The organism is Pantoea sp. SGAir0183 (genome assembly GCF_043545505.1).
Map to the genome: position 1 here is coordinate 3,306,788 of NZ_CP028053.1, position 18,684 is coordinate 3,325,471.

An 18,684-nucleotide genomic window follows, 5' to 3' on the forward strand; every position below is an offset into this window, starting at 1 on the left:
CCTTAGGGAAGTAAAAATTACAGCGCCTTCATAGAACCTTTCGGCAGGACGGCAGCCACGAAATCACGTTTAATAACCACTTCGGTAGTGTCGTTCAGCGCAATCGCAATGTAGCCGGTTTCTGCCACTTTGGTTACGCGACCCACCAGGCCACCATTCGTCAGCACTTCATCACCTTTGGAGATAGAATCCATCAGCTTCTTGTGCTCTTTTGCGCGTTTCTGCTGAGGGCGCAGGATCATGAAGTAAAAAATCAGGCCAAAGACGACCAGCATGATCACCAGAGAATACGGACTTCCCTGAGACGGTGCGCCTGCTGCAGCCACAGCGTCAGAAATGAAAAAGCTCATTAAATTTCCCTCATTGATGAATTATCAGACGTTAAAGGCGGAACCGCTTTGCCCGTCCGTTGGTAGAACTCGGTAACAAAGCGCTCTAATTTACCCTCTTCAATAGCCTGGCGTAAACCTGCCATCAGGCGCTGGTAGTAGCGCAGGTTATGAATCGTGTTCAGACGCGCGCCCAGTATTTCGTTACAGCGATCAAGATGATGCAAGTAAGCACGGCTGTAATTGCGACAGGTGTAACAATCACACTCGGCATCCAGCGGCGACACATCGTCTTTATGCTTCGCATTGCGGATTTTTACCACGCCGTCTGTCACAAATAAGTGACCATTACGTGCATTACGCGTTGGCATCACACAGTCAAACATGTCCACGCCACGACGCACACCTTCGACCAGATCTTCAGGTTTGCCCACGCCCATTAAATAACGCGGTTTGTCCTCAGGGATCTGCGGGCAAACATGCTCCAGGATGCGGTGCATGTCCTCTTTCGGCTCACCGACCGCCAGGCCGCCCACAGCGTACCCATCAAAGCCAATCTCTACCAGACCTTTCACAGACACATCACGTAAATCTTCGTAAACCGAGCCCTGAATAATACCGAACAGCGCGTTCTTGTTGCCCAGGCTGTCAAAGCGGTCACGGCTGCGCTGCGCCCAGCGCAACGACATTTCCATTGAGCGTTTCGCATAATCCCAGTCGGCCGGGTACGGCGTGCACTCATCGAAGATCATGACGATATCGGAGCCCAGATCGTACTGAATTTCCATGGATTTTTCTGGATCGAGGAAAATCTGATCGCCATTGATCGGGTTACGGAAGTGAACGCCCGCTTCGGTGATTTTACGAATGTCGCCCAGGCTGAAGACCTGGAAACCGCCGGAGTCCGTCAGGATAGGGCCTTTCCACTGCATAAAATCATGCAGATCGCCATGCAGCTTCATGATTTCCTGACCGGGACGCAGCCAGAGGTGGAAAGTATTGCCCAGAATAATTTGCGCGCCGGTATCCTGCACTTCTTCCGGCGTCATGCCTTTTACGGTGCCATAGGTGCCCACGGGCATAAACGCCGGGGTTTCGACCACGCCACGATCAAAAATCAGACGCCCGCGACGCGCGCGACCGTCTGTGGTATCAAGCTCAAATTTCACAAGACCTCCATCGGAGAAACAGTCCGATGTTCAAAGTAAACAGATCAGGCGCCCACTTTTTCCAGCGGCGCCTGGGGGTTTTTGCTGATAAACATCGCGTCGCCGTAGCTGAAGAAACGGTATTCTTCTGCCACCGCAGCGCGATAAGCAGCCATGGTGTGCTGGTAACCGGCGAAGGCCGAGACCAGCATAATCAGGGTTGATTCCGGCAAATGGAAGTTGGTGATTAACGCATCGATCACCTGGTACTCGTAGCCCGGATAGATAAAAATTTGGGTATCGTCGAAGAACGGCGCAATCAGGGCATCCTGACTGGCTTTGGCGGCGCTTTCCAGCGAACGTACCGAGGTGGTGCCAACGGCGACCACTTTATTCCTCCGCGCCTTACAGGCCAACACCGCGTCTACCACATCCTGCGGGACTTCAGCATACTCCGCGTGCATGTGGTGATCTTCAATCGTCTCGACGCGCACCGGTTGGAAGGTGCCCGCCCCAACGTGCAACGTGACAAAGGCCATTTCCACGCCTTTATCTTTGAGCGCCTGCAACAGCGGCTCATCAAAATGCAGCCCCGCCGTGGGCGCGGCGACGGCACCGGGTCGGGCGCTGTAAACCGTTTGATAAAGCTCACGATCCGCCTCTTCATCCGGGCGGTCAATGTACGGCGGCAACGGCATATGGCCGACGCGGTTAAGAATGTCCAGTACGTCACGGTCATCGTCAAAGGCGATCTCGAACAACGCATCGTGCCGCGCCACCATAGTGGCTTTCACGCTCTCGTCGTCACCCAGCAGCAGCGCTGCGCCAGGCTTCGGCGCTTTCGATGCGCGAACATGCGCCAGCACGCGCTTGTCATCAAGCATGCGCTCGACCAGCATCTCAATTTTGCCGCCGCTTGCCTTGCGTCCGAACACCCTGGCCGGGATAACGCGCGTGTTGTTAAACACCAGCAGATCTCCGGGCTGGAGCTTATCCAGCACATCCGTAAACACGCCGTGAGTGAGCGCGCCGGTTGGGCCATCCAGCGACAGCAGGCGGCAACCACTTCGTTGCGCCTGGGGATAATGGGCGATAAGAGATTCAGGCAAATCAAAAGCAAAATCGGCGACACGCATGACAGACTTCTTACTCAGAAAAACAGGCGGCACAGTTTAGCGGAAAACCGAACAATTCTGAACAACTGGCTGCGTAAACGGAGTTGCGCTTATAATGCCGCATGAATTTTCTTGCGCATCTTCACTTAGCCCATCTTGCCAACAGCTCTTTGCTGGGCAATCTGATGGCCGATTTCGTTCGCGGCGCGCCGCACCAACACTGGCCTGAACCGGTGGCCGACGGCATTCTGATGCATCGTCGCCTGGACGTAATGACCGATGCCCTGCCGGAAGTGCGCGCGGCACGCCAGCTTTTCCGGGCAGAGACCTATCGCGTCGCCCCCATCACGCTGGATGTCATCTGGGACCATTTTCTGGCGCGCCACTGGGATCGCGTTCATCCGTCACAAACGCTGCAAGCGTTTACGGCCCGTGCCGAGCGCGAAATCGTCCCGCAACTGGCCGCCACGCCCGAGGAATTTAAAGAACTGAATGCGGTGATGTGGCGAGAACGCTGGTTCGAACACTACGCCGATCCCCTGCGCCTTGAACGCGTGCTGAATGGCATGGCCCGACGTCGGCCAAGGCTGGCGGCACTCAGCGACTCTTACCAGGACTTCACCGCCCATTATCCGGCCTTTGAAGCCTGTTTCTTTCAGTTTTATCCCCGCCTGATGCAGTTGGCCGCCAGCCGGCAGCTGTGATTCACCCTCTTTATCAGGTAAGACGCGGCTTACCTGATAACGCTGAAAAAGCACGCAAACAGTACACCGACGATATTGCCATTACTGGCGCACTACGGCTTAATAAGCCTTGCTTAACTATGCTTTGCGCTACTCTCACTGTCAGACCGCCTGTTCAGGCGCTTCCTGTATTCGATGTGTTTTAAAATCATAAGAGGGAAACATGTCATCCGCTTCGCATTCTGAAATTGACGCGCGCTATCGCTACGCCTGCGAAATCGCCCGTGCCGCCGCAAGCCGCGCCTTGTCATGGTATCAACAGCGTCAAAAACTGGTGGTGGAACATAAAAGGGACCTTCAGGACGTGGTCAGTGAAGCTGACCGTAACGTTGAAGAATTAATTAAATCACTGATTGCAGAACGCTATCCCGAGGATGCGGTATTAGGTGAAGAGAGCGGTGGAGAAACAGGCGAGGCCCGCATTTTATGGGTCATCGATCCGATTGATGGCACCGCCTGCTTCGTCAATGGTCTGCATAACTGGTGCGTTTCGCTGGCCATCGTCTGCGAAGGTGAACCGGTGGTGGGCGTGGTTTGCGATCCCAATCATCAGGAGCTGTTTCACGCCCGCAAAGGCCAGGGCGCCTGGCTTAATGAGACCCGGCTTGAGGTTCATCAGGCCCGTCACCTCAACGAAGGGCTGTTGGGCATCAGTAATTCCAGCCGGGTGCCGGGAGAAAAGGTTACGCAGCTTATCGATGCGCTACTCAAACAAGGCGGGATGTTCATTCGCATCGGCTCCGGTGCCTTAACCAGCGCCTGGGCCGCTGCCGGTCGCCTGATTGGCTATTACGAAGCCCATATGCATCCCTGGGACAGCCTGCCGGGCATCGTGTTAATGCGGGAAGCGGGCGGCATCACCAATGACTATATGCGCAATGATGGCCTGAAAAACGGCAATCCCGTTTTGCTGGCGAATGCCGTAATCTATCCACAGATTAAAGCCCTTCTCGCGCCTCAGGAACTGGAGGATGAATAATGTCTGCCTGTAGCCCCCTGCGCGTAGTCGCGCTCTGTGCGTTATGGTTCGTGGCGGGGTCGCTTTACGCGGCGCCAGAATACCAGTTAGAGAAAGTGGTCGAACTCAGCCGACACGGGGTGCGCCCGCCGACGCCGGGCAACCGCCAGGAGACAGAGGCAGCAACCGGACAGCCCTGGCCCCGGTGGAGTACAGCGGACGGCGAGCTGACGGGCCATGGCTACAGTGCGGTGGTGAATAAAGCGCGCTGGGAAGGCGATCACTATCGCCAGTTGGGATTACTTCCCGCGGGTTGTCCGAACGCGACAGCACTCTACGTACGCGCCAGCCCTCTTCAGCGAACGCGCGCCACTGCCGAAGCGTTGGTGGATGGCGCATTTCCCGGCTGCGGCGTGGCGGTGCATACCGTCACGGGCGACGTCGATCCGCTTTTTCAGACGGAAAAACTGCCCTTTGCCCGCATCGATCCGCAGCGTGAGATGGAAGAAAAGCGGCGTGTGGCGGGCGATTTAGCACAGCGACAGCAGCAGCTCCAGCCCGCCATTCAGGCGCTTAAACAGGCGGTCTGTCCGGCTAATCGCGCGTGCCCGTTTTTTGATCGCCCCTGGCAGTTAAAGCAGACCCAAAGCGGCAGCGTCTATGTTGAAGGCTTAAGCACGCTGGCCGCCATGGTCGAGACGTTGCGCCTGGGCTACAGCGAAAACTTACCGTTCGCGAGGCTGGCGTGGGGACACATCACTTCCGCTCAACAGATCACCGCCCTGCTCCCCCTGCTGACCGCCAGTTATGATCTCAGCAATGATGTGCTCTATATGGCGCAACGTCGTGGCTCGCTTCTGTTACAGCGGATGCTCGACGCCATTCAGGGGAACGATCCCGATGTACGATGGGTACTGCTGGTGGCCCATGACACGAATATCGCGATGGTTCGCCGCCTGATGGGATTTGAATGGCAACTGCCGGGTTATACGCGCGGTAATATTCCGCCGGGAAGCAGCCTGGTGATGGAGCGCTGGCGGGATAAGCAAAGCAATCAGCGCTACCTGCGCGTCTATTTTCAGGCACAAAGTCTGGACGGGCTACGTCAGTTACAACCCATTAATGACCGTCATCCTTTGTTGCGTCAGGAGTGGCAGCAAGCCGGCTGCCATATCACCGACGTGGGTACACTGTGCCCGTTACAGGATGCGATTGCCGCGTTGGGTCAACAGCTGGACCGCAGCGCGATCGTTCCGGAATCCCTTATATTACCCGCGCAGAACGCATTAGCGCCCGTGTCGGGTTAACGGTGGGCTTTCTCTTATTTTTCGGCAACTTATTTAACGACGTACGCTTTTGCATTAGCATCGTTTCGTCAATCATCCCTCTGTTTGTTTCATTTGCTATGTGACGTTTTCGGCGAATCCTTTCGCCGATTTTATTTCGTCGTGTCAGTCGCCTTCGCGTCCGGGAATCAGGACGGCTTGCGCACCAGCTTATAACCCAGCAGCAACAGCACAATCCACACCATGCCCACGTAAAGTGAGATGCGCGTATCCGGAAAGTAGCCGATCAGGCCGATGATAAAGCATAAAAAGGCTACGCCGAAACCGGCTGTCCAGCTTCCGCCCGGGAGGGCAAATGTCAGCTGACGGGCTGCCGCTTTACCAATTTTGCGGCGAAACGCAATCTGGGACAGCAGAATCATAATCCAGACCCAGACGGTGGCAAAGGTGGCCAGAGAGGCAATGACCAGGAACACTTTCTCGGGCATCAGGTAGTTGAGCCAGACCGCAATCAGCATGGCAAACATCATAACTACTACCGTGACCCACGGAATCCCGCGTGCTGACACCTTCATAAACACTTTAGGCGCATGGCCCTGCTGCGCCATACCGTGCAGCATACGCCCGACACCGAACACATCGCTGTTAATCGCGGACAGGGAGGCCGTCAGTACCACAAAGTTGAGGATAGAAGCGGCAGCGGCAATACCCAGATGCTGGAAGGTCAGCACAAACGGGCTACCGTTGGTGCCCACCTGATTCCATGGATAGAGGGACATGATGACAAACAGCGTACCAACGTAAAACACCAGAATACGCATCGGCACGGAATTAATGGCGCGTGGGATAGAGGTCGCCGGATCCTTAGCTTCACCGGCCGTGATGCCAATAATTTCTATCCCGCCGTAAGCAAACATCACCATCTGAAGTGACAGCAGCATGCCAACGATCCCGTGGGCAAAAAAGCCGCCGTTGGTCCACAGGTTGTGAATGCCGGTCGGATGGCCACCGTTACCGATGCCCCAGATGATCATGCCAAATCCGGCCAGGATCATCACAATAATGGTGGCGACTTTGAAGAAGGAGAACCAGAACTCCACTTCGCCGAACACCTTCACGCTCATCAGATTGACCGCACCGATGATCAGCACGACGCTCAGTACCCAGATCCAGTGCGGCACCTCCGGGAACCAGACCCCCATATAAATACCAAATGCCGTGACGTCGGCGATGGCCACAATCAGAATCTCAAAGCAGTACGTCCAGCCGGTGATATACCCAGCCATTGGTCCAAGATAATCCTGCGCGTAACGAGAAAACGAGCTGGCCTGGGGATTATTAACGGACATTTCTCCCAGCGCGCGCATGATAATGTACGCCACCGCGCCGCCGATAATATAGGCGAGCAGAACGCTCGGTCCTGCCATCCTGATGGCGTCCGCCGAGCCATAAAACAGCCCGGTGCCAATCGCCGATCCCAGCGCCATAAAACGGATGTGGCGCGTGCTCAGTCCGCGTTTGAGCTTGTTGGTTTCTTGCATAACAACCTGTACCTGTGAAATGAAAAAACCACGGGCAAGCCCGTGGTTAAAGAAGAATCAATCTTAGCCGTTACGAGTGAACTGTCACCTGTTCCGGCCCTTTTAACCGATCAACCAACGCCACAAGCAGCAACATCACCAGTGAGGGCGGCAACCAGGCAAGCCCCTGGTCGGCTAATGGCAGATGCTGGCTGAATGCGGGTAACGCCTCTTTAAACCCGGTGGTTTTGATTGCGTCAAGGATACCAAACAGCAGGCTGACAAGCATAGTCGGAGCAATGATTCGGCTGCTTTTGTTCCAGATATTCTGGGTAAAACTCAGCACAACCAGTACGATGCACGGCGGATAAATGGCGGTCAGCACCGGAATCGAGATCTGGATCAGATGACTCAGCCCCAGGTTGGAAACCACCATGGAGAACAGCCCCAGCACAAACACCAGCGTTTTGTATGACAACGGCAGATACTGGGCAAAAAACTCGGCGCAGGCACAGGTCAGGCCCACGGCTGTCACCATACAGGCAATAAAAATCAGCGCGGCAAGGAAGAAGCTGCCCATATCGCCAAAGGTGTGCTGTACGTAGGCATGCAGAATCGCGGCGCCGTTAGCATTTTGATCGACCAGCGCCCCGCTTCCTGCGCCCAGTTTAAACAGGCTCAGGTAGACCAGCGTCAGCCCTACACCCGCGATAATCCCCGCCAGTACCGTATAACGGGTTAACAGTGCCGCGTTATCAATACCGCGTGAACGGGCCGCATTCACAATCACAATCCCGAATACCAGGGCACCCAGCGTATCCATCGTGAGATAGCCGTTCACGAAACCGCTGGAAAACGCAGCGCGCTGGTAGTCGGCGGTGGCCGGAATGGTGCCGCCTGCGGGCCACAGCAGGGCGGCAACGCCGAGCAGCGTCAGGGCGGCAATTTTCAGCGGTGCCAGAATATGCCCGACCGTATCCAGCAGTTTGCCGGGATAGAGCGAAATGCCCATCACCAGCACAAAGTAGATCAGGCTGTAGATGAACAACGGCAATGCACCGTCGCCGGTGATCGGCGCGATCCCGACTTCAAACGACACCGTGGCGGTGCGCGGCGTGGCAAAGAGTGGCCCCACCGCCAGATAGCAGACAGTGGCCAGAACCACCCCGGCAATTTTACCAATCGGTGTACTCAGCGCGTCAATCCCGCCGCCGACGCGCGCCAGCGCAATGACGGTGATGACGGGTAATCCCACAGCGGTAAGCAGAAACCCTAAAGCGGCCACCCAGACATGTTCGCCTGACTGAATACCGACCATAGGAGGAAAGATAATGTTACCCGCACCAACAAACAGGGCAAACGTCATAAAGCCCAGCGCGAGAATGTCTTTAACGGTTAAACGATGTGTCATACGGCCTGTCACTGATGTTGCGATGAAAGATAAGTTTGCGTTGCCCCCTCGCTGCGCTATGACAACGGCTGATCAGACGACAGCAGCGCATTATGCGCAGCGTCCGGTTTAGCGCAGGTGATTTGAGCTGCTTTTTTTCTGTTCACAGAGGGATAAATCGACAACGGCCGTAAGTAAAACGTTTATAGCGAAGAAAGGCAATACGAGATCGGAAAACCAGAGGCTTATTTCGTTATTTAAGTCAAAATTAGTGGATCACATCAATATTAGCAGCAAGCACATCAGATGATGTGCCTTAATAATAAACAGGCCATGGGAAATACCAGCATGCTGACGTCTTTTTATGCACAAGTGGCGCATACATTGCGCCACACTGCGCACTTTTGACGCTTACCAGACCTGATTCGCCACATCCACAACCAGACGAATCTTCTGCCACTGTTCCGCTTCGGTCAGGCTGTTCCCCTCTTCCGTTGAGGCAAAGCCACACTGTGGACTAAGGCAGATCTGGTCAAGGCTGAGGTACTGCGTCGCCTCCTGTAAACGTGCTTTTACCTGATCCACGTCTTCGAGTTCGCCGACCTTGGTGGTAATTAAACCAAGCACCGCCTGCTGATGACCCGGCCGGATAAAACGCAGCGGCTCGAAACCGCCGGAACGGTGGTTATCATATTCCAGGAAAAACGCATCGACATTAACAGTGCCAAACAGGATTTCGGCCACAGGTTCATAGCCGCCTTCTGAAATCCAGGTCGAACGGAAATTGCCGCGGCAGACATGCAGACCGACGGTCAGATCGGCCGGTTTATCCTCCAGCGCTTTATTCAGCACGCGGGCGTACGTTCGGGCCAGCTGCTCGGGATCGTCACCGCGCTCGCGGATCTCACGCTTTTGCTCGTCCGAGCACAGGTAAGCCCACACCGTATCATCCAGTTGCAGATAGCGGCAGCCTGCCGCATAAAAGGCGGCGATTGCGTCTTTGTAAGTCTGTGCCAGATCGTCAAAGTACACATCTAGATCGGGATACACCTCCGCGTCGATCACTTTACGTCCGCCACGGAAATGCAGCACGCTGGGACTGGGAATCGTCATTTTCGCCACGGCATCCCCTGCGATGCCTTGCAAAAAGCGGAAATGATCCAGCATCGGATGCCCGTCAAACCCCAGTTTGCCGGTCACTTTGACACCGTGCGCTTTGGTCTGTACGCCGTTGAACTGAATGCCCTGATCGGCTTCAAAATGTTCCACGCCTTTCAGGCCGTAGAAAAAGTCAAAATGCCACCAGCCGCGACGGAATTCCCCATCCGTGACCACTTTGAGGCCGTTTTCACGCTGTTTTGCCACCACATCACGGATGGCTTCGTTTTCAACCTCACGCAACTCGTCAGCGCTGATTTCCCCCGCCTGGTATTTCTCGCGAGCCTGTTTGATCGCGGCAGGACGAAGAAAGCTGCCAACGGTGTCGGCACGAAACGGGGCGGTTTGTCTTTGCATGATCACTCCTCGTCACGGCCAGATAATTTCGGCCGGGAATAGTTACATAATGTTATTTTAGCCTTCTGGATGGCTAAACGTCTAAATGCAGAGTGACATGCCGTTCTCTCAGCGGCAAACGAATAAAATTCACGTCGCCTGAAAAAAATTCATGTTGCATCGTCGCCGTCGGCTTTTCTGTCAGCGGCCGCAGGACAGACAGCCTGATCGGGCTTACGGGTCCGGAGGCAGGCTGTTTTACGGTGACGCTAACGACGTTTGTTGACGGGCAGGTGGGCGTTATTCGAGCGAAGCGCGAGCCTGAGCAATCTGCGCCGCAGAGAGCGGCAAATACCCGGCCTCGCTGACGCGCTGTTGCCCCTGACTGGAAAGCACCTGTCGTAAAAAGGCATCGACCAGTGGCGGTAAAGGTTTACCTGGCGCTTTATTCACATAGAGATAAAGCGGACGCGACCATGGATAGCGGCCGGTACGGATAGTCTCTGGATCCGGTGCCACCGCGTCGCCGTTTTTGGTCACCACGGGCAGCAACCTGACGCCGCTCAGATGGAAACCAAAACTGGCATAGCCGATGCTGCGGGGATTACCGGCTACGGCCTGTACCACGGCGGCAGAGCCGGGAAACTCGGCCACGTCATTGCGGAAATCGCCCTGACACAGCGCCTGCTGTTTGAAAAAGCCCCATGTTCCCGAGGCGGAGTTACGGCCATAGCGCTGGATGGGACGCTGCTGCCATTCTGTCTGGCGCAGTCCCAGGTCACCCCAGCGTTGTGGAACCTGATGCGCGCCGCAAAGCCGGGTGATGGAAAAAACCGCATCGAGCTGCCGCGGATCAATTTCACGCAGCGGGTTACGTTGATTGACCACCACGACCAGCGCATCCATTGCCACCGGCACGGCCAGCGGCGGATAGCCATAGCGCGCCTCAAAGGCCTGGCGCTCATCAGCCTGCATCGGACGACTCATCGCGCCCAGTTGAACGGCCCCGGCGGTCAACGCAGTGGGCGCGGTAGACGACCCCGAAGCCTGAACCTGAACGTTCACGCCAGGCGCCTGACGGCTAAAGTCATCTCCCCATAACGTCATCAGATAGCCGAGCGTGTCGGAGCCGGCGCTACTGAGATTTCCGGACAGCATGACGGGCTGCGCCTGCCCGAGGGCTGGCAACAGCGAAAAGAACACCAAGAGAAAAGCGCGCATCGTTCCGGTCCGTTCACGATTGATGAACGGCATTCTCCTGCATCCCGTTACTGACAATCAACCTTGGTGCCAGGGTAAATGTAAAACAGGTTTCCTGATGCGGGATGCTGGTGATCTCCAGCCGGGCATTATGGTGACTCAACGCATGTTTGACGATAGCCAGCCCCAGCCCGCTGCCGCCGGTCGCACGTGAACGCGCTTTATCTACACGATAAAAGCGTTCGGTCAGGCGCGGAATATGCTCAGCGGGAATACCGGGACCGTTATCGCAGACCTTAAATACCGCGCCCTGCTTGCTGCGTAACCAACTGATATCAATTCGTGTGCCGTCTGGCGTATGGTTGACCGCGTTGTAGACCAGGTTGGAGATGGCACTGCGCAATTGCTCGTCATTGCCAAACACTTTCAGATGCGGATCGGTGTGAAAATGGATTTGATGTCGCCCGCCGCTCAGCGTTTCCGCTTCATGTTGCAGCAGTTTCAACATGACCGGCACATCAACTTTTTCTTTCATATTGATGACCGGGGCCGCCTCAATACGCGACAGCGTCAGAAGCTGCTTCACCAGGCTGTCCATTCGGCGGGTTTGTTCTGACATGGTGTGCAACGCTTTGTCACGCGAACGTTGATTCATGACCGAGTCATTCATCATCTCCAGATAACCCTGAAGCACCGTCAGCGGCGTGCGAAGCTCGTGACTGACGTTGGCGAAGAAGTTGCGTCGTGCACCTTCCAGCTGGTGCATTTGCGTTACGTCGCGGGCCACCATCAACCACTGGCCTTCGCTGTAGGGCATAACACGAAATTCCATGTGATGCTGGTTATTCAGCACCAGCGTCAGCGGCTTGTCGAAATCGCGCTGACGCAGATAACGTGAAAATTCAGGATAGCGCAGCAGATTAAGGATATTTTGCCCGTTATCTTCGGGCCAGCGCAGCCCGAGGTGCTGCTGTGCCAGGCCATTGCACCAGAAGATGGTGCCCTCTTCCGTTGTCAGGATAACGGCATCCGGCAGCGACTCTGCACCACTGCGAAACCGTTTGATCAGATGACCCAGCTCACGCCGCCGACGTCGGTTGCGCAGCTGCATTTGATACAGACCGTAAAACAGCGGTTCCCAGCTTGCCTGACCGGAAGGCGGGGTCATCGTGCGATCCAGCCACAGCCAGTGCGACAGCCGCATCAGGTTATAAAAATGCCACAGTAAAATACCGACTACGCTGAGTAACAACAGCCACGGCAGATAGCCGAACAACAGGCCGAGTACCAGCGCAGGCAAACACGCCAGCACCAGTTCGGACAATAATCGCTTCCAGGAGAGGCGTTCCAGCACGATTAAAGCTCCGTTTAAAAGCGGGCAGAGAAACGATAACCTGTTCCGCGGACGGTTTGTACCATGCGATCGTGACCGGTCAGTTCCAGCGCTTTGCGCAGACGGCGAATATGCACGTCAACTGTACGATCTTCAACATAGACGTTGGTGCCCCAGACGTGATTCAGTAGCTGTTCACGGCTGTAAACACGTTCAGGATGGGTCATAAAGAAGTGGAGCAGCTTGTACTCTGTCGGCCCCATCTCCAGCGGCGTGGTTTCCGACATCACCCGGTGCGAGGAGGGATCCAGGCTCAGGCCCTGCATTTCAATTACATCTTCGACCGCCATCGGCGAAATGCGACGCATCACAGCTTTGATACGGGCCATGAGCTCTTTCGGGGAAAACGGTTTGGTAATGTAGTCGTCGGCCCCGACTTCCAGGCCACGCACGCGATCTTCCTCTTCGCCACGTGCGGTCAGCATCATGACCGGAATATCACGCGTCATCGCTTCACGTTTAAGGTGTTTGATAAACTGAATGCCGCTGCCGCCAGGTAACATCCAGTCCAGCAGGATAAGGTCAGGCCAGGGTTCAATCAGCTTACTGACGGCGCTGTCATAATCTTCTGCCTCAATCGGCTGATAATCATTTTGTTCCAGAACGAAACATAACATCTCACGGATTGGAGCTTCATCTTCCACAACTAAAATGCGCTTAGCCATTATGACTCCTGCAGGTAGGACGGCTTTCACTGATATTTGCGGCGCCATTATGCGTCAGTTTTGTGACACTTTTATGAAAAAGTTAGCCATAAAAACCGGCCTGCAACAACCATTTATGACAACATGACGACATGTTTTGTGGCTTTAGTGATGGAGCCAGTATAATCGCCGGGCGATTTGTTATGGCAGGGAGTGTTATGCGCATTATCCATACCGCGGACTGGCACCTGGGGCAGTTCTTTTACAACAAAAGCCGGGCCGCTGAGCATCAGGCCTTTCTGGACTGGCTGCTGGCCCGGATTGAAGAGCATCAGGTGGATGCGCTGATTGTGGCGGGTGATTTATTCGATACCGGCACACCGCCCAGCTATGCACGTGAAATGTTCAACCGCTTTGTGGTGGCGTTACAACCCAGCGGCTGTCAGCTGGTGGTGCTGGCAGGAAATCACGATTCGGTGGCGACGCTGAACGAGTCGCGTGAACTGCTCGCCTGCCTGAATACCCGCGTGATTACCACGCCGCAGGACGGGGACGATGTGCTGGTGTTAACGACGCGTCGGGGCGAACCGGGCGCGCTGCTGTGCGCCATTCCTTATTTGCGGCCACGCGATATTATGCGCAGCCAGGCCGGCCAGTCAGGACGCGATAAACAGCGCAGCCTGCTGGAGGCCATTACCGCCCATTATCAGCGCAGCTTTGCTGCCGCGCAGGCGCTGAATCTGGCGCTTCCCATCGTCGCGACCGGCCACCTCACTGCTCTCGGCGTCAGCAAAAGCGACTCAGTGCGCGATATCTACATTGGTACACTGGATGCCTTTCCGGCCTCGGCCTTTCCGCCTGCGGACTATATCGCGCTGGGGCATATTCATCGTGCGCAGCGCGTGGCCGACAGCGATCATATTCGCTACAGCGGTTCGCCGATTCCGCTCAGCTTCGATGAACTGGGCAGCGAAAAAAGTGTGTTCCTGCTGGATTTCAGCCCGTCAGGCCTGACGGTCACGCCCCTGACCATTCCCCTGTTCCAGCCAATGCAGGTCCTGAAAGGCTCGCTGGCGCAAATCACCCGGCAGCTCAGCCAGTTTTCTGCGCCCGACGGGACCAAACCGGTCTGGCTGGATATTGAAGTGACCACGCAGGAATATTTAAGTGATTTGCAGCGCCAGGTAGAAGCGCTGACGGCCTCCCTGCCCGTAGACGTTTTGCTGCTGCGCCGCAGCCGTGAACAGCGCCGGCACAGTCTGGCACAGCTGGATAAAGAAACCCTGAGCGAACTGAATGTGGAAGAAGTGTTTGCCCGACGACTGGCGCTGGATGACGCGCTGGACGCGGATCAGATTGCCCAGACCACCCTGCGGTTTAAACAGACGCTGTCGGATCTGGAGGAACAGCCATGAAAATTCTGACGCTGCGCTTCAAAAATCTTAACGCGCTCAAAGGTGAGTGGTTTATTGATTTTCGCACCGAGCCGTTTGCCAGCAACGGGCTGTTTGCGATTACCGGCGCGACGGGCGCCGGTAAAACCACGCTGCTGGACGCCATCTGTCTGGCACTGTATCACCAGACGCCGCGCCTGGGCGGCATCTCTCAGGGGCATAACCCCCTGATGACACGCGACTGTGCCGAGTGCCTGGCGGAGGTCGAGTTTGAAATTAAAGGCGAAGCCTGGCGGGCATTCTGGAGCCAGAACCGCGCGCGCGGCACCGCTGACGGTAAACTGCAGGCTCCCCGCGTTGAGCTGGCGCGCTGCGCCGATAATCAGATTGTGGCAGATAAAGTGAGCGATAAGCTCAAACTTACGGAAACGCTGAGCGGGCTGGATTTTGCGCGCTTCACCCGCTCAATGATGCTGTCGCAAGGCCAGTTTGCGGCGTTTCTTAACGCCAAAGCCAATGAGCGGGCAGAACTGCTGGAAGAACTGACCGGAACCGAAATTTATGGTCGTCTGTCCATGGCCGTGTTCGAACGCCACAAAGCGGCCAAAACGGCGCTGGAACTGTTACGCAGTCGGGCAGGCGGCATGGCGCTGCTTGATGAGGCAACCCGTACTGCACTGCACCAGCAAAAAAAGGCCCTCAGCGACGCTGAACACCAGCTGACTGCCGCGCTTGCCGTGGCGCAGGCGCAGCAACAGTGGCAGCAACAGCATCAGCAGGCTATTGCGGATACAGAGCAGGCAACCGCGGCCCTCGCAGTGGCAGAGCACGCCAGTCAGGCGGCAGAGCCGGATCGTCAACGTCTGGCGCGCAGTGAACCGGCGGAGAAACTGCGCGGTCCGTTGCAGCAACGTGACAGTCTGCTGGCCGAACGCAACGCGATGCGGGAACGTCAGCAGCAGCTCAGCCAACAGATGCACACGGCCACACAGGCGCATCATGTGTTGCAGCAACGCTATGCGGAAACGGACACGGCGCACGAACAGTGCCGACAGCAACAGCAGCAGCAGGAAACGCTGTTGACCGGGCAGGTCATTCCGCTTGATCAGTCTCTCTCTGCCTTATACGAGCACATTCAGCAGCTACAGCAGGATGCCGAACGGCAACAGCAACACTGCGCTCAGCGCGAAGCCGCGTTACACAGTGAAGCCCGCCAGGTGCGCCACCTGCAAGAGACGATTGCCCAACAGCATGCCCTACGTGAGCAGTTAGCTGACATGCCGCAATGGGGTGAACACCTTCCGATCTGGAAAGAGCGTTTTGCCCAACTGACCCGCTATGAAGCGGCACAGGCTGAGCTGGATCAGCAGATACAGCAGCAACAGCGCCACATTCATCAGCGCCAGGGGGATATTGAGCAGCTGGCACAGCAACTCACGCCACTGGATCAGGCCGCACAGCAGGCGCAGCAGTCCTTGTCTCAGGCTGAGCAAGCACTAACTTCCCTTCAGAACGCGCATCCACCTGAAGCCTTACGTCAGGCACTGAGCCAGCATCAGCAACAGCGCGAGGCGCGCCATACGCTGACGATAGTGGCCGCGCAGTGGCAACCCCTGCATCAGCAGCGCACGCAGTACGAAAAACGCCTGCATGAGCTTGAGACGGCTCAGCAGCAGGCTGAAAGCGCTTTGCTGACGTTAAGAGAAACCTGGCGACGGGAAAAACAGCAGCTCAGCGACGTAGAGAAAATTTGCCAGCTCGAAAGCCAGATTGCTGACCTGGAACAGTACCGCGCCCGGCTTGAAGCCGGGCAGCCCTGCCCGTTGTGCGGCGCCTGCGAGCATCCTGCGGTCGAAACCTATCGTGCTCTGGAAGTTAGTGCTAACCAACAACGTAAAGCCGAGCTGCAAAAACAGGTAGACGCGTTGAGTGAAACCGGGACGGCAAAGAAGGAGCAGATAAAGCAGCTACAGGCTCAACAGCAATCCCTGCGTGAAGAAATCACGGGTCTGACCCAACAACTTGATGCCCTTTCTCAACAATGGCAGGAACTGAGCAGTGAGCTGGCGCTCACCTTCCCGCTGACAGATACGGATGCAAGAATCGCGTGGCAGCAGGCGCAAAATCGCCACGAGCAGACGCTTACGGCCCGGCTTGACGCACTGGAGCAAGCCGAGCGCGCGGTGCTGGCGGCCAAAGATCACCACCTGCGGCAGCACCAGACATTACAACAGCATCAGCAAACGCTACTGTTGACTCAGCAGCAACTGGAAAGCCAGGACCAGGCGCTTCAGGCGTTACAGCAACAGCAGCGTCAGGCCGCAGAAAACGGCCAGCAGCTTGAAGCCGCGCTGGCACAGCAGTTCAGCGACGTGGCGTTATCTTTACCTGAACGTACGGCGCGCGACAGCTGGCTGGCAACCCAGCAAGAGCGCTGGCAGCGCTGGCAAGAGAGTGAGCGGTTGCTTGCTAACCTGCAGCCGCAACTTGCACGGGCGGAAACACAGGCTGACGCGCTGCAACAGCAGTTACAGCTTGAGCAGCAACGCCTGGATCAGCAGCGGCAGCAGCTCACCGCGTTACAGCAGCAGGCACATGAAAAACAGCAGCAGCGTCAGGCCCTGTTTGGCGATCGCGATGTGGCTCAGGCGCGCCAGCAGATGCAAGTGCTCGTCGATCAGCACGAGGCGCAACTTACGCAGCAGCGCAACGCACTGCATCAGTCACAGGCAGAGGTCAGCCGTCTTAATGGCCAGTTGACGCTGCTGGAAAGCCAACTGCAGAGCCTGTCCGGGCGCGTCACGGAAGCAGAACAACGCTTCAGCGCCGCGCTGGCGGCGGCCGAATTCGCTGATGAAACGCACCTGCGCGCGGCATTGCTGGATGAACAGGCGGCGCAGCAACTGCGTCAGCAGCTTCAGCAGATTGACCAGCACCGTCTGCACCAGCAGGCACGCCTGGCAGAACTGCAGCAGCGGCTGGCGGCACATCAGCAGCAAAAACCGGCTTTGATGCCGGATTCACCGGACGTGCTGGCGGCAGAGCTGGCGCGCTTACAGCAGTCCCTGCGTGAAAATGCAAACCAGCAGGGCCAGGTACAGCAGCAGTTAGACAGCGATGCCAGCCTGCGAAACCAGCAGCAAACGCTGCTGGCGCGTATTGCGCAGGATGAGACGGCGTTAACGCAATGGACCCTGCTTAACGATCTTATTGGCTCGGCAACGGGCGATAAATTCCGGCGCTTTGCCCAGGGGCTTACGCTCGATCACCTGGTGGCCCTGGCCAACCGTCAGTTAGATCGCCTGCACGGTCGCTACCTTTTACAGCGACGTGCCAGCGATGTGCTGGAACTGGATGTGGTGGATACCTGGCAGGCCGACAGCGCCCGCGATACGCGCACGCTGTCCGGCGGAGAAAGTTTCCTGGTGAGCCTGGCGCTGGCGCTGGCACTGTCTGACCTCGTCAGCCATAAAACCCGCATTGAGTCGTTATTTCTGGATGAGGGCTTTGGTACGCTGGATGCCGAAACGCTGGACACCGCTCTGGATGCCCTGGATGCGCTTAACGCCAGTGGCAAAACTATTGGCGTCATCAGCCATGTTGAAGCCATGAAAGAGCGCATTCCCGTTCAGATTAAGGTACGCAAAATGAATGGCCTGGGTTACAGCACCCTTGACATCCCCGGCCAGTAAGAGGTTAACCATGTTGAGATGGACCGGTATTTTCGCGGTTGCCCTGCTGCTTTTAGCAGGCTGCAGCCAGCCGCACGGCGCTGATGCCAGGCACTGCGCGCCGAACATGACGCAGACTCAGTGCCAGGCCGTCGACCACTATATCGCGCAGGTGAATGCCGTGGTGATGCGCAATTTTCATCACGCGCAACGTTACGCAGGCCAGCGCTGCCTGGTGACGGCACAACGCCGCGCGGACGGCCGCTATAACGTCATGCGCACAGAAGGAAATGAATCGTTATGCCTGAGCGCCTGGCAGAGCGTGAGTAGCGCGCGTGATATGCCCCTTCCGCCTCAGGGCGCGCCCCGGCAATGGGTATTTGCTTTTGCCCCGTAACC

General features: G+C 56.5%; 15 protein-coding genes. 6 read left to right on the forward strand and 9 right to left on the reverse strand.

Annotation, left to right across the window (positions count from 1 at the left end; genetic code table 11):
- Window positions 1–17: 17 nt before the first annotated feature.
- Genes yajC through queA form a run of 3 tightly spaced genes read right to left on the reverse strand, consistent with a single transcriptional unit; the run spans window position 18 to window position 2,613 of the window.
- On the reverse strand, window positions 18–350 hold the full coding sequence (gene yajC / locus C1N59_RS15455; protein WP_006117993.1) for a preprotein translocase subunit YajC: 333 nt from the start codon (window positions 348–350) through the stop codon (window positions 18–20).
- Window positions 350–1,498 carry a tRNA guanosine(34) transglycosylase Tgt gene (gene tgt / locus C1N59_RS15460; RefSeq protein WP_006117994.1) on the reverse strand — a complete coding sequence of 383 codons (1,149 nt, stop codon included), beginning with the start codon at window positions 1,496–1,498 and terminating at the stop codon, window positions 350–352. Before tgt ends, yajC begins: the two co-directional genes overlap by 1 nt.
- 44 nt (window positions 1,499–1,542) lie before the next feature.
- Complete coding sequence (queA, locus tag C1N59_RS15465; RefSeq protein WP_394549841.1) at window positions 1,543–2,613, reverse strand: tRNA preQ1(34) S-adenosylmethionine ribosyltransferase-isomerase QueA; 1,071 nt, start codon at window positions 2,611–2,613, stop codon at window positions 1,543–1,545.
- Window positions 2,614–2,714: 101 nt separating this feature from the next.
- Here queA and C1N59_RS15470 point away from each other — a divergent pair, with 101 nt between their 5' ends.
- From C1N59_RS15470 to C1N59_RS15480, 3 genes are all read left to right on the forward strand, one after another.
- Window positions 2,715–3,296 (forward strand): acyl carrier protein phosphodiesterase, encoded by a 582-nt coding sequence (locus C1N59_RS15470; protein WP_006117568.1) that lies wholly within the window; start codon window positions 2,715–2,717, stop codon window positions 3,294–3,296.
- 202 nt (window positions 3,297–3,498) lie between these two features.
- Window positions 3,499–4,314, forward strand: coding sequence for an inositol monophosphatase family protein (locus tag C1N59_RS15475; protein ID WP_394549842.1), 816 nt, complete (start codon window positions 3,499–3,501; stop codon window positions 4,312–4,314).
- Window positions 4,314–5,600 carry a histidine-type phosphatase gene (locus C1N59_RS15480; RefSeq protein ID WP_394549843.1) on the forward strand — a complete coding sequence of 429 codons (1,287 nt, stop codon included), beginning with the start codon at window positions 4,314–4,316 and terminating at the stop codon, window positions 5,598–5,600. Before C1N59_RS15475 ends, C1N59_RS15480 begins: the two co-directional genes overlap by 1 nt.
- Before the next feature lie 167 nt (window positions 5,601–5,767).
- Here the strand turns inward: C1N59_RS15480 and proY are convergent, their stop codons facing one another.
- From proY to phoB, 6 genes are all read right to left on the reverse strand, one after another.
- Window positions 5,768–7,120, reverse strand: coding sequence for a proline-specific permease ProY (proY, locus tag C1N59_RS15485; RefSeq protein ID WP_394549844.1), 1,353 nt, complete (start codon window positions 7,118–7,120; stop codon window positions 5,768–5,770).
- Between the two features lie 70 nt (window positions 7,121–7,190).
- A complete protein-coding gene (brnQ, locus tag C1N59_RS15490) occupies window positions 7,191–8,510 on the reverse strand; it encodes a branched-chain amino acid transport system II carrier protein (protein ID WP_006117572.1) in 1,320 nt (439 codons plus the stop codon).
- Between the two features lie 390 nt (window positions 8,511–8,900).
- A complete protein-coding gene (locus C1N59_RS15495; RefSeq protein WP_058708271.1) occupies window positions 8,901–10,004 on the reverse strand; it encodes a cobalamin-independent methionine synthase II family protein in 1,104 nt (367 codons plus the stop codon).
- Window positions 10,005–10,283: 279 nt separating this feature from the next.
- Window positions 10,284–11,204 carry a PstS family phosphate ABC transporter substrate-binding protein gene (locus C1N59_RS15500; RefSeq protein ID WP_058701179.1) on the reverse strand — a complete coding sequence of 307 codons (921 nt, stop codon included), beginning with the start codon at window positions 11,202–11,204 and terminating at the stop codon, window positions 10,284–10,286.
- Window positions 11,205–11,217: 13 nt separating this feature from the next.
- On the reverse strand, window positions 11,218–12,537 hold the full coding sequence (gene phoR / locus C1N59_RS15505; protein ID WP_033738623.1) for a phosphate regulon sensor histidine kinase PhoR: 1,320 nt from the start codon (window positions 12,535–12,537) through the stop codon (window positions 11,218–11,220).
- Between the two features lie 14 nt (window positions 12,538–12,551).
- Complete coding sequence (gene phoB / locus C1N59_RS15510) at window positions 12,552–13,241, reverse strand: phosphate response regulator transcription factor PhoB (protein ID WP_014606457.1); 690 nt, start codon at window positions 13,239–13,241, stop codon at window positions 12,552–12,554.
- Between the two features lie 197 nt (window positions 13,242–13,438).
- Here phoB and sbcD point away from each other — a divergent pair, with 197 nt between their 5' ends.
- Genes sbcD through C1N59_RS15525 form a run of 3 tightly spaced genes read left to right on the forward strand, consistent with a single transcriptional unit; the run spans window position 13,439 to window position 18,682 of the window.
- Complete coding sequence (gene sbcD / locus C1N59_RS15515) at window positions 13,439–14,635, forward strand: exonuclease subunit SbcD (protein WP_394549845.1); 1,197 nt, start codon at window positions 13,439–13,441, stop codon at window positions 14,633–14,635.
- Window positions 14,632–18,306 carry an SbcC/MukB-like Walker B domain-containing protein gene (locus C1N59_RS15520; protein ID WP_394549846.1) on the forward strand — a complete coding sequence of 1,225 codons (3,675 nt, stop codon included), beginning with the start codon at window positions 14,632–14,634 and terminating at the stop codon, window positions 18,304–18,306. Before sbcD ends, C1N59_RS15520 begins: the two co-directional genes overlap by 4 nt.
- Window positions 18,307–18,316: 10 nt before the next feature.
- Window positions 18,317–18,682 carry a cell envelope integrity protein TolA gene (locus C1N59_RS15525; protein ID WP_033738618.1) on the forward strand — a complete coding sequence of 122 codons (366 nt, stop codon included), beginning with the start codon at window positions 18,317–18,319 and terminating at the stop codon, window positions 18,680–18,682.
- The last annotated feature ends 2 nt before the right edge of the window (window positions 18,683–18,684 follow it).

What these genes read in the sequence shown, in the direction of transcription:
- yajC (WP_006117993.1), bottom strand. Translation starts at nt 350, where the DNA reads ATGAGCTTTTTCATTTCTGACGCTGTGGCTGCAGCAGGCGCACCGTCT.
- queA (WP_394549841.1), bottom strand. Translation starts at nt 2,613, where the DNA reads ATGCGTGTCGCCGATTTTGCTTTTGATTTGCCTGAATCTCTTATCGCC.
- C1N59_RS15470 (WP_006117568.1), top strand. Translation starts at nt 2,715, where the DNA reads ATGAATTTTCTTGCGCATCTTCACTTAGCCCATCTTGCCAACAGCTCT.
- C1N59_RS15475 (WP_394549842.1), top strand. Translation starts at nt 3,499, where the DNA reads ATGTCATCCGCTTCGCATTCTGAAATTGACGCGCGCTATCGCTACGCC.
- C1N59_RS15480 (WP_394549843.1), top strand. Translation starts at nt 4,314, where the DNA reads ATGTCTGCCTGTAGCCCCCTGCGCGTAGTCGCGCTCTGTGCGTTATGG.
- proY (WP_394549844.1), bottom strand. Translation starts at nt 7,120, where the DNA reads ATGCAAGAAACCAACAAGCTCAAACGCGGACTGAGCACGCGCCACATC.
- brnQ (WP_006117572.1), bottom strand. Translation starts at nt 8,510, where the DNA reads ATGACACATCGTTTAACCGTTAAAGACATTCTCGCGCTGGGCTTTATG.
- C1N59_RS15495 (WP_058708271.1), bottom strand. Translation starts at nt 10,004, where the DNA reads ATGCAAAGACAAACCGCCCCGTTTCGTGCCGACACCGTTGGCAGCTTT.
- C1N59_RS15500 (WP_058701179.1), bottom strand. Translation starts at nt 11,204, where the DNA reads ATGCGCGCTTTTCTCTTGGTGTTCTTTTCGCTGTTGCCAGCCCTCGGG.
- phoB (WP_014606457.1), bottom strand. Translation starts at nt 13,241, where the DNA reads ATGGCTAAGCGCATTTTAGTTGTGGAAGATGAAGCTCCAATCCGTGAG.
- sbcD (WP_394549845.1), top strand. Translation starts at nt 13,439, where the DNA reads ATGCGCATTATCCATACCGCGGACTGGCACCTGGGGCAGTTCTTTTAC.
- C1N59_RS15520 (WP_394549846.1), top strand. Translation starts at nt 14,632, where the DNA reads ATGAAAATTCTGACGCTGCGCTTCAAAAATCTTAACGCGCTCAAAGGT.
- C1N59_RS15525 (WP_033738618.1), top strand. Translation starts at nt 18,317, where the DNA reads ATGTTGAGATGGACCGGTATTTTCGCGGTTGCCCTGCTGCTTTTAGCA.